The sequence below is a fragment of the Psychrobacter sp. TB20-MNA-CIBAN-0197 genome (genome assembly GCF_040309765.1).
GTDB classification, from domain to species: domain Bacteria; phylum Pseudomonadota; class Gammaproteobacteria; order Pseudomonadales; family Moraxellaceae; genus Psychrobacter; species Psychrobacter submarinus.
The window spans coordinates 1-247 of sequence record NZ_JBEOPC010001155.1 but is presented as its reverse complement, the minus strand read 5'-3'; the positions used below and the strand labels follow the sequence as shown (position 1 = coordinate 247).

Genomic DNA, 247 nt, shown 5'->3' with positions numbered 1-247 from the left:
ACCTAATGCTTCATTCTTGTACAAGGAGGCGGCAATAGCATTTTCGATAACCATAATTTCGTTATAGCTTAGATAGCTAAAAGTATCGATCATCGGATAGGCAATAGTCAGTTGGCGCAGATTAGGCAAAAGAATACCAGAATAAGGCGAAATAATAGCCAACAAAACCAGTGCAATTTGCGTCAAAAACATATACCAAACGTACTGGCGTTTAATTAACATCATGCTAAGCACTGCACCACCGACC

1 pseudogene is annotated in these 247 nt (G+C 39.7%); it reads right to left on the bottom strand.

The features are described from left to right. A pseudogene (locus AAEY83_RS17550) lies at nt 1-247 on the bottom strand (GGDEF domain-containing protein); the annotation flags it as partial.